Raw genomic sequence first — 9,127 nt, 5'->3', positions numbered from 1 at the left:
CTCCCGCATCCCAGCGGCGTCACCCTGAGTAACGCCACCACCGCTTCGCTGGCGTTGCGGACCGAATCCGGCATCCCCCGCATGAAGGAACTCGCCTCTCCCGTAGTGTTGTTGTCCTCAATTCGGGAGAAGGTGGATGGGAATGCTGCCCGAGGGCGTGAACGGCACCAGCGGAGGTGAGCTGGCGGTCCCCATGGCGTGGATGTACGCCGAGTACATCGCCGACGAGCTGCTGCGCACCGGGGATCTCATGCCGCCGACGAGCCTGGAGTTCCGCGCGGGGCGGGACGTCCTCGCGCTGACCGTCTTCCTCTCCGACACCGAGGGCGAGCTGTCCGGCATCCGCGTCATCTCGCAGCTGGAGGACTGGCTGTCGCTGACGGCGCACGGCAGGCCGTGGCAGGAGTGGGTCCGCGACCGGCTGGAGCGGCTCATCGAGGAGGACCGCGGCCGGGTGCCGTCGAGTCCCGACCTGGCCCTGGCGCTGGCGGCCTGGCGGTGGCTGGAGGACACCGAGCTGCTGGCGGCCGACCTGGACGGCGTGTTCCTGCGGGACCCGGACGACCTCCGGGAAGAGGACGAGGACGCGGACAGCGATCCAAAGGTCTGGACGCCGGCGTGGGAACTGGGTCTGCCGCTGGGGCACTTGGCGATCCATCTGTTCTGACGTCGTCCGACGCCACAGGGCACCGCCCCACTCAATGGTTACCGACCAGACCTTTACCGGACGTTCACCAAATCACCAGTACCCACCCTCCATACCTCCGTGCCATGCTGCCCCGGTTCACGACCGGGCCGACGGGGCCATGGAAGACGGAGGTTGGCGATGACGCCGATCAGTCGAAGAAAGTTCGTCATCGGAGCGGGCGCGGCGGCCGGGGCGGCGGTGGCCCCCGCCGTACAGCTCGGCGCGGCGACCGAGGCCAGTGCCGCGACCGGGACGATCAAGGACGTCCAGCACGTGGTGATCCTCATGCAGGAGAACCGCAGCTTCGACCACTATTTCGGCAAGCTGAAGGGCGTACGCGGCTTCTCCGACCGCAGCTCGATGCTGCTGAACGGCGGCTACTCGGTCTTCAACCAGCCCAATGGCACGGGACGCCAGTACCCGTACTCGCTGCGTGAGGGCGTCGGCGGCGACGCCAGCCTCGTACCGCACTGCGCGCCCGGCCTCGGGCACGACTGGACCACGCAGCACAACTGCTGGAACGGCGGGCTGCTGGACAACTTCGTGGCCGGCGCCGGCGGCAAGCACACGATGGGCTACCTCGACCGCACCGACATCCCGTTCTTCTACGCACTGGCCGACAACTACACCATCTGCGACTCCTACTTCTGCTCCTCGCTGACCGGCACGGGCCCCAACCGCGCCTTCCTGTGGAGCGGGAAGATCGACAGCAGCCACAACAACGGTGGCGACCTGACCGGCTGCACGTGGAAGACCTACGCGGAGAACCTCCAGGACGCGGGGGTGAGCTGGCGGGTCTACAACCGCCAGAACGACAACTACGGCGACAACGCCCTGGAGTACTTCACCCAGTTCGCCAACGCCGGCCCCGGCAACCCGCTGTACGACCGCGGGGTGGCCGACGTGCCCGGCACCAAGCCGACGCAGGACGCCATCATCGACGCCATCCGGGCGGACGTGGTGGCCGGGACCCTGCCGCAGGTGTCGTGGGTGGTGACCAACCAGGCGTTCTCCGAGCACCCCTCCGGCTCCACGCCCGGCGACGGCCACCACTTCATCAACCAGCTGATGAAGGCGCTCAACGCCGACAGCGCCGTCTTCAACTCCACCGTGCTGTTCCTCAACTACGACGAGAACGACGGCTTCTTCGACCACGTGCCGCCGCCGATCCCGCCGAGCGGCACCGCCGACGAGCTCGTCATCGGCGGCAAGCCGGTCGGCCTGGGCTTCCGCGTCCCGATGCTCGTGGTGTCGCCGTGGACCCGCGGCGGCTGGGTGAACTCCGAGGTCTTCGACCACACCTCCGTCATCCGCTTCCTGGAGAAGTGGACCGCGGCGATAGGCAAGCCCGCCAACTCCCCCAACATCAGCGCCTGGCGGCGCACGGTGTGCGGCGACCTGACCAGCGTCTTCGACTTCTCCTCGCCCGTGAACGGGCTGCCCTCGCTGCCCGCGACCGCCGCGATCGGCAGCGCGTGCAGCGGCGTGCCCGACCCGGTCCCCACCACCAACGCGCTGCCCGCGCAGGAGTCCGGTACCCGGCCCGCGAGGGCGCTGCCATACCAGGCCAACGGCTGGCTGGACCGGCTGGAGATCAGCGGCACGACCATGAAGACCTGGTTCAAGATGGAGAACATCGGGACCCCGGCGAAGCAGTCCGCGCACTTCTCCATCCACCCCAACGCGTACCGCAGCCGGACCCCGTGGCAGTACACGGCCGGCCCGGGCACGTCCCAAGAGGACTTCTTCAACGTCGGCGCGGGCTCGGGCGACGGCCAGTACGACATCAGCATGTACGGGCCGAACCGCTTCCTGCGCCGCTTCACCGGCAACGCGACGACCGCGGGCAAGGACGCGTTCGTGAGCACGCGGTACGCGGTGGAGTCGGGCACCGGCAAGCTGGCGATCTGGTTCAAGATGCGCAACACCGGCAGTTCCTCGGTGACGTTCACCATCAAGGCGAACGCCTACCGGACGGGCTCGTGGACCTACACCGTCCCGGCGGGCGGCTCGACGGAGGACTTCTTCAACCAGGTCGCTGTCTCCGACGGCTGGTACGACTTCACCATCACCGTCAGCGGCGACTCCAGCTGGACCCAGCGCTTCGCCGGCCACCTGGAAACAGGCACAACAAGCATCTCAGGCTAACCGGGCGGGGGGCGCCTCAGCCGGGCCGGGAGGCGCGGGGGGCGCCTCGTCCAGCCACCGGAGCTTGCCGCCGCGGCGATAGAATCTCCCGCCGCGACGGCGAGCAAGCGGGACGGCGGAGCCCGGCGGTGCCGGATCCGCCTCAGCCCGTAGAGCCCCGGAACGCCGCCAGCAAGGCATCCGCGGCGAGCGTCGCCGTGAGCGTGCCGTCGCGTACCCGCTGTTCCAGCTCCGGGGCGACCCGGCGCACCTCGGGGTGTTCGCGCAGCGCGGCCAGCAGCTGGTCACGGACCATCGACCAGGTCCAGTCCACCTGCTGGCCGCGCCGCTTCCCGGCGAGGCGGCCGGTTGCCTCCAGCACCTTGCGGTGCTGTTCCAGCCGCTGCCAGACCACGTCCAGGCCGGTGTTCTCGCGGGCGCTGCACGTCAGCACGGGCGGGTTCCAGTCCGCGTCCGCGGGCTGCAACAGCCGCAGCGCGCCCGCGAGTTCGCGGGCGGCGGACCGGGCATCGCGCTCGTGCGGGCCGTCGGCCTTGTTGACGGCGACGACGTCGGCCAGCTCCAGCACGCCCTTCTTGATGCCCTGCAGCTGGTCGCCGGTGCGTGCCAGCGACAGCAGCAGGAAGGAGTCGACCATGTTCGCGACGGCCGTCTCGGACTGGCCGACGCCGACGGTCTCCACCAGCACGACGTCGTAGCCCGCCGCCTCCATGACCACCATCGACTCGCGGGTCGCGCGCGCGACCCCGCCGAGGGTGCCCGCGCTCGGCGAGGGCCGTACGAACGCGGCCGGGTCGGCGGCCAGCCGCTCCATCCGCGTCTTGTCGCCGAGGATGGAGCCGCCCGTACGGGTGGAGGACGGGTCGACGGCGAGGACCGCGACCCGGTGGCCCTCCCCGGTCAGCAGCGAGCCGAGCGCGTCGATGAAAGTCGACTTGCCGACTCCCGGCACCCCGCTGATCCCGACCCGCCGGGCCCCGCCGGCGTGCGGCAGCAGCTCGATCAGCAGCCGCTGCGCCAGCTCCCGGTGGTCGGCGCGGGTGGACTCCACGAGCGTGATGGCGCGGGCGATGTGCGCCCGCGAGCCGCCGAGGACCCCCTTGGCGTACGCGTCGATGTCGATGGTCCTGGCCATGCGGGCAGCTGCCTCACCACTCGTGGCCGAGGGCCCCGGCGAGGGTCCTCAGCAGGTCGTGGGCGGCGTCCGGGATGACGGTGCCGGGCGGGAAGACCGCGGCGGCGCCCATCTCCTTCAGCGTCTCCACGTCCTGGGGCGGGATGACCCCGCCGACCACGACGGTGATGTCCTCGCGCCCCTGCGCGGCGAGTTCCGCGCGCAGCGCGGGCACCAGCGTGAGGTGCCCGGCCGCCAGCGAGGAGACGCCGACAATGTGCACATCGGCCTCCACTGCCTGCCGCGCCACCTCGGCGGGGGTCTGGAACAGCGGGCCGACGTCGACGTCGAAGCCGAGGTCGGCGAAGGCCGTGGCGATCACCTTCTGGCCGCGGTCGTGCCCGTCCTGGCCCATCTTGGCGACCAGGATGCGGGGCCTGCGCCCCTCCTCGCGCTCGAAGGCGTCCACCAGCGCGCGGGTCCGCTCGATCCCGGACGACGGCCCGGCTTCCTCCCTGTACACACCGGAGATGGTACGGATCTGGCCGGAGTGGCGCCCGTACGCCTTCTCCAGGGCGTCCGAGATCTCGCCGACGGTCGCCTTGGCGCGGGCCGCGTCCACGGCCAGGGCGAGCAGGTTGCCCTCCAGGCCGGCGCCGGGCCCGGACCCGGCGGCGCGGGTCAGCGCGTCCAGCGCGCTCCGGCACGCGGTCTCGTCGCGCTCGGCGCGCAGCCGCCGCAGCTTCTCCACCTGCTGGGCGCGCACGGCCGAGTTGTCGACCTTGAGGACCTCGATGTCCTCGTCCCCGCCGACGCGGTACTTGTTGACCCCGATGACGGGCTGCCGCCCGGAGTCGATACGGGCCTGGGTGCGGGCCGCGGCCTCCTCGACGCGCAGCTTCGGGATCCCGGCGTCGATGGCCCGGGCCATGCCGCCCGCGGCCTCGACCTCCTCGATGTGCTGCCAGGCGCGCCGGGCCAGGTCGTGGGTCAGCTTCTCGACGTACGCGCTGCCGCCCCACGGGTCGATGACCCGGCAGGTCCCGGACTCCTGCTGGAGCAGCAGCTGGGTGTTGCGGGCGATCCGGGCGGAGAAGTCGGTCGGCAGGGCCAGCGCCTCGTCGAGGGCGTTGGTGTGCAGCGACTGCGTGTGCCCCTGGGTGGCCGCCATGGCCTCGACACAGGTGCGGGTGACGTTGTTGAACACGTCCTGCGCGGTCAGCGACCAGCCGGAGGTCTGCGAATGGGTGCGCAGGGAGAGCGACTTGGGGCTTTGGGGGCCGAAGCCCTTCACGAGCCTGGCCCACAGCAGGCGGGCCGCGCGCAACTTGGCGATCTCCATGAAGAAGTTCATGCCGATCGCCCAGAAGAAGGAGAGCCTGGGCGCGAAGGCGTCCACGTCCAGGCCCGCCGCGATGCCCGCCTTCAGGTACTCGACCCCGTCAGCGAGCGTGTAGGCCAGCTCCAGGTCGGCTGTGGCCCCGGCCTCCTGGATGTGGTAGCCGGAGATGGAGATGGAGTTGTAGCGCGGCATCCTCCGCGAGGTGTACGCGAAGATGTCGGAGATGATCCGCATCGAGGGCGCGGGCGGATAGATGTAGGTGTTGCGGACCATGAACTCCTTGAGGATGTCGTTCTGGATGGTCCCGGCCAACTTCTCGGGCGCGACGCCCTGTTCCTCCGCGGCGACGATGTAGAGGGCGAGTACGGGCAGCACCGCGCCGTTCATCGTCATCGACACGCTCATCCGGTCCAGCGGGATGCCGTCGAAGAGCTGCCGCATGTCGTAGATGGAGTCGATCGCCACGCCCGCCATGCCGACGTCGCCGGTCACGCGCGGGTGGTCGCTGTCGTAACCGCGGTGGGTGGGCAGGTCGAAGGCGACGGAGAGGCCCTTCTGCCCGGCGGCGAGGTTGCGGCGGTAGAAGGCGTTGGACTCCTCGGCCGTGGAGAACCCGGCGTACTGGCGGATCGTCCAGGGCTGGTTGACGTACATCGTCGGGTACGGGCCGCGCAGGTACGGGGCGATGCCCGGGTAGGTCGACAGGAAGTCGAGCCCGGTGAGGTCGTCGGCGGTGTAGAGGGGTTTGACGCCGATGCCCTCCGGGGTCTCCCACAGCAGATCGTCGTCGGCCTTGCCCGTGGACTCCTTCACGGCGGCCCGCCACTGGTCGGCAGTGGCCGGGGCCTCGGCGGGCCCCAGCTCGACGTCCGCGAAGTCGGGGATGGTGGCGGGCCGTTCGCCCGCGTTGCCGTGCATCACGCCACTCCCATGTCGTCCAAGGCCGCCGTCAGGACCGCGACCGCGTCGGCGCCCGCGAAGACGAACGCGTCGACCCCGGCGCGCTCGTAGGCCTCCCGCCGCTCGCCGGGCCGTCCGGCGAGGTAGACGCGGGGCGCGCCCGCAGCCTTGAGCGCGCTCGCGGCGGCCTCGGCCTCCTCCGCGTACACGCTGTCGCTGGAGCACAGGCAGGCGGCCGCGGCGCCGCTGTCCGCGTAGGTCTCTTCGAGCGTGCGGCCGGGCTCGGCGGTCACGGGCTCGATGCCGCCGGCCTGGAAGAGGTTGGCGGCGAAGGTGGCGCGCGCGGTGTGCGCGGCGGCCGGGCCGAGCGCGGCCAGGAGGACGCGGGGGCGCGCGCCGGTGGCGCCCAGGTGCGCGTCGGAGCGGGCGCGCAGCGCCTCGTACGCCTCGTCGCGGCGGACCTTCGGCAGGCCGCCGGAGGAGCCTGCGGGCGCGGGCTCGCGCTCCACGGGCGCCTCGGCGAGGTGCGGGAACTCGCTGACGCCGGTGACGGGTTCGCGGCGGTGGGCGAGGTCCTCGGTGCGGGATTCCCAGGTGCGGGCGATGCGGTCGCGTACGAGTCCGGAGCCGAGGGCGGCGGCCAGGCCTCCGGCGCGCTCGGTCTCCTGGAACCAGGACCAGGCGGCGCGGGCGAGTTCGTCGGTGAGCCGCTCGACGTACCAGGAGCCGCCCGCCGGGTCGATGACCCGGGCCAGGTGCGACTCCTCCAGCAGGATCGAGGAGGTGTTGCGGGCGATGCGGCGGGCGAAGTCGTCGGGCAGGCCGATCGCGTTGTCGAAGGGCAGCACGGTCACGGCGTCCGCGCCGCCCACCCCGGCGGCCAGGGTCGCCACGGTGGTGCGCAGCATGTTCACCCACGGGTCGCGGCGGGTCATCATCACCGCCGAGGTGACGGCGTGCTGCCGCTGGGCCGCCGCGCCGGGCGCGGCGCCGCAGACCTGCGCGACGCGGGCCCACAGGCGACGTGCGGCGCGGAGCTTGGCGATGGTGAGGAACTGGTCGGCGGTGGCCGCGTAGCGGAACTCCAGCTGTGCGCAGGCCGCGTCGACGGACAGCCCGGCGGCGGTCAGTTCGCGCAGGTAGGCGACGCCGGTGGCGAGCGAGCAGCCCAGCTCCTCGGCGGGCGAGGCCCCGGCCTCGTGGTACGGCAGGGCGTCCGCGACCAGGGCGCGTACGCCCGGGAGTTCGCGGTCGCAGCGGACGGCGAGCGCGGCGGCTGCCGCGGACCGCCGTACGAGGTCGGTGTGTTGGCCGGTGCGGGCCGCCAGGCCGAGCGGGTCGGCGCCGAGGGTGCCGAGTGCGGCCTCCGGGGCCACGCCGCGCCGCTCGTACAGCCGGAAGAGCGCGTCCGCAGCTTCTTCGAAGGCGGCGCCGGGTTCGAGGGCGACGGGGGCCAGGTCCAGGTAGACGTCCTTGAGGGCGTCGGCGAGGCCGGACAGGGGAACTCCGGTCCCGCCCACGGCCAGCCAGATCGAGGTGGCGCCGTTCTCCAGGTCGGCGAGCAGGGCCTCGTTCGTCCGCTTCGGGTCGGGGTGGGCGTGACGCTGGCGCACGTCCCAGCCGGTCGGCGCGGTCCCTTCCGCCCTGCCTCCGCGCACGTACGGCGGGAAGCCCGGGTAGCCGGACTGCTCGGCGGGGGCGTCCTCGGCGGTGTAGAGGGGGCGGGTGGTGAGCCCGTCCTGGAGCGGGGTCGAAAGGGCGTCCTCGGCGGCCGTGCCCGAGACGTCGCTTGCACCCGACTTGCGCAGCACGCCTTCGACGAGGCGCTGCCACTGCTCGCGGGTCGCATCCGGGAATTCGGCGGCCAGGGACAGCCCGTCGTCAGGCAGGACCGTCATGGGGGAAGGCTAGGGGAGTTGCCCCCTGAGCAGCAGACCGCTCTGATGTGACCTTGACCTCCTTCGATGGCCGCACCACCCAAATTTGTTGGCCGCGCCACCCGAGTTCGATGACCGCATCAAGCGGGTTCGCCTGCCCGGCCGCCCGAGTTCGCCAGCCCGGCAACCTGGTTCGTTGGCCCGGCCACCCATGCGGCAGACTCGGGGCCGTGCGAAGGATCCTCGTCATCGGGATCGGGGCGGGCGACCCCGACCATCTGACCCTGCAGGCCGTGAAGGCGATCGCCTCGGCCGACGTCTTCTTCATCCTGGACAAGGGCGAAGAGAAGGCGGATCTGGTCGAGTTGCGCCGCGCGATCCTCGCCGAGCACGCCGGGGACCGGCCGTACCGGGTGGTCCAGGCGCGGGACCCGGAGCGGGACCGCACTGCCCCGACTCCCGCCTACTCGCCCGCGGTCGGGGACTGGCGGCAGCGCCGCGCCGACATCTGCGAGCGCCTGATCCGCGAGGAGTTGGCGGAAGGCGAGCGCGGGGCCTTCCTGGTGTGGGGCGATCCGGCGCTGTACGACTCCACGATCGGCATCCTGGACGACATCCTCGCCCGGGGCGCGGTCGCCTTCGACTACGAGGTGGTGCCCGGCGTCAGCAGCGTCTCGGCACTGGCGGCCAGGCACCGCACGGGCCTGAACCAGGTGGGCCGACCGGTTCGGATCACCACCGGCCGCCGCCTGTCCGAGGGCCTCCCGGCGGACGCCGACGACGTGGTGGTCATGCTCGACGCCCACCAGGCCTTCACCCGCTACCGCGACGAGGACCTGCACATCTTCTGGGGCGCGTACGTGGGCACCCCGGACGAGATCCTGATCTCGGGCCCTCTGCCGGAGGTGGCGGACCGCATCGTGAGGACCCGAGCGGAGGCCCGCGAACGCAAGGGCTGGATCATGGACACGTATCTGCTGCGGCGCGAATAGGCCGGTTGCGGCCAGGCGTTCAGCACTGCTGGGCTCCCGCCGGACGGAGTCCGAGGGGGGGGAGGG

The 9,127-nt window shown here is 71.8% G+C and carries 6 protein-coding genes; 3 read left to right on the top strand and 3 right to left on the bottom strand.

The annotated features are described in order from the left end of the window. Positions 1–142 precede the first annotated feature (142 nt). Both AOK16_RS11475 and AOK16_RS11470 read left to right on the top strand, forming a co-directional pair. A complete protein-coding gene (locus AOK16_RS11475) occupies positions 143–667 on the top strand; it encodes a hypothetical protein (protein ID WP_055472153.1) in 525 nt (174 codons plus the stop codon). 159 nt (positions 668–826) lie between these two features. Then, a complete protein-coding gene (locus AOK16_RS11470) occupies positions 827–2,836 on the top strand; it encodes a phosphocholine-specific phospholipase C (protein ID WP_055472152.1) in 2,010 nt (669 codons plus the stop codon). Between the two features lie 142 nt (positions 2,837–2,978). Here AOK16_RS11470 and meaB read toward each other — a convergent pair whose 3' ends face one another. From meaB to AOK16_RS11455, 3 genes are read right to left on the bottom strand one after another with little or no spacing between them, the layout of a single operon-like run. Next, on the bottom strand, positions 2,979–3,971 hold the full coding sequence (gene meaB / locus AOK16_RS11465; RefSeq protein WP_055472151.1) for a methylmalonyl Co-A mutase-associated GTPase MeaB: 993 nt from the start codon (positions 3,969–3,971) through the stop codon (positions 2,979–2,981). 13 nt (positions 3,972–3,984) lie between these two features. Beyond that, on the bottom strand, positions 3,985–6,210 hold the full coding sequence (gene scpA, locus AOK16_RS11460; RefSeq protein WP_055472150.1) for a methylmalonyl-CoA mutase: 2,226 nt from the start codon (positions 6,208–6,210) through the stop codon (positions 3,985–3,987). After that, a complete protein-coding gene (locus AOK16_RS11455) occupies positions 6,210–8,090 on the bottom strand; it encodes a methylmalonyl-CoA mutase subunit beta (RefSeq protein WP_055472149.1) in 1,881 nt (626 codons plus the stop codon). Before AOK16_RS11455 ends, scpA begins: the two co-directional genes overlap by 1 nt. A 209-nt stretch (positions 8,091–8,299) precedes the next feature. On the opposite strand from AOK16_RS11455, the gene cobF reads away from it, so the two are divergent. Continuing rightward, positions 8,300–9,061 (top strand): precorrin-6A synthase (deacetylating), encoded by a 762-nt coding sequence (gene cobF, locus AOK16_RS11450; protein WP_055472148.1) that lies wholly within the window; start codon positions 8,300–8,302, stop codon positions 9,059–9,061. The last annotated feature ends 66 nt before the right edge of the window (positions 9,062–9,127 follow it).

Origin of the sequence: Streptomyces pathocidini (genome assembly GCF_001418495.1) — a bacterium.
Classification (GTDB): domain Bacteria; phylum Actinomycetota; class Actinomycetes; order Streptomycetales; family Streptomycetaceae; genus Streptomyces; species Streptomyces pathocidini.
Note: the sequence above shows the minus strand (reverse complement) of the source record. Positions and strands in the feature narration are given on the sequence as shown.

Excerpts from the sequence above, each read along its gene's own strand:
- AOK16_RS11475 (WP_055472153.1), top strand. The coding sequence starts at position 143 with ATGCTGCCCGAGGGCGTGAACGGCACCAGCGGAGGTGAGCTGGCGGTC.
- AOK16_RS11470 (WP_055472152.1), top strand. The coding sequence starts at position 827 with ATGACGCCGATCAGTCGAAGAAAGTTCGTCATCGGAGCGGGCGCGGCG.
- meaB (WP_055472151.1), bottom strand. The coding sequence starts at position 3,971 with ATGGCCAGGACCATCGACATCGACGCGTACGCCAAGGGGGTCCTCGGC.
- scpA (WP_055472150.1), bottom strand. The coding sequence starts at position 6,210 with ATGCACGGCAACGCGGGCGAACGGCCCGCCACCATCCCCGACTTCGCG.
- AOK16_RS11455 (WP_055472149.1), bottom strand. The coding sequence starts at position 8,090 with ATGACGGTCCTGCCTGACGACGGGCTGTCCCTGGCCGCCGAATTCCCG.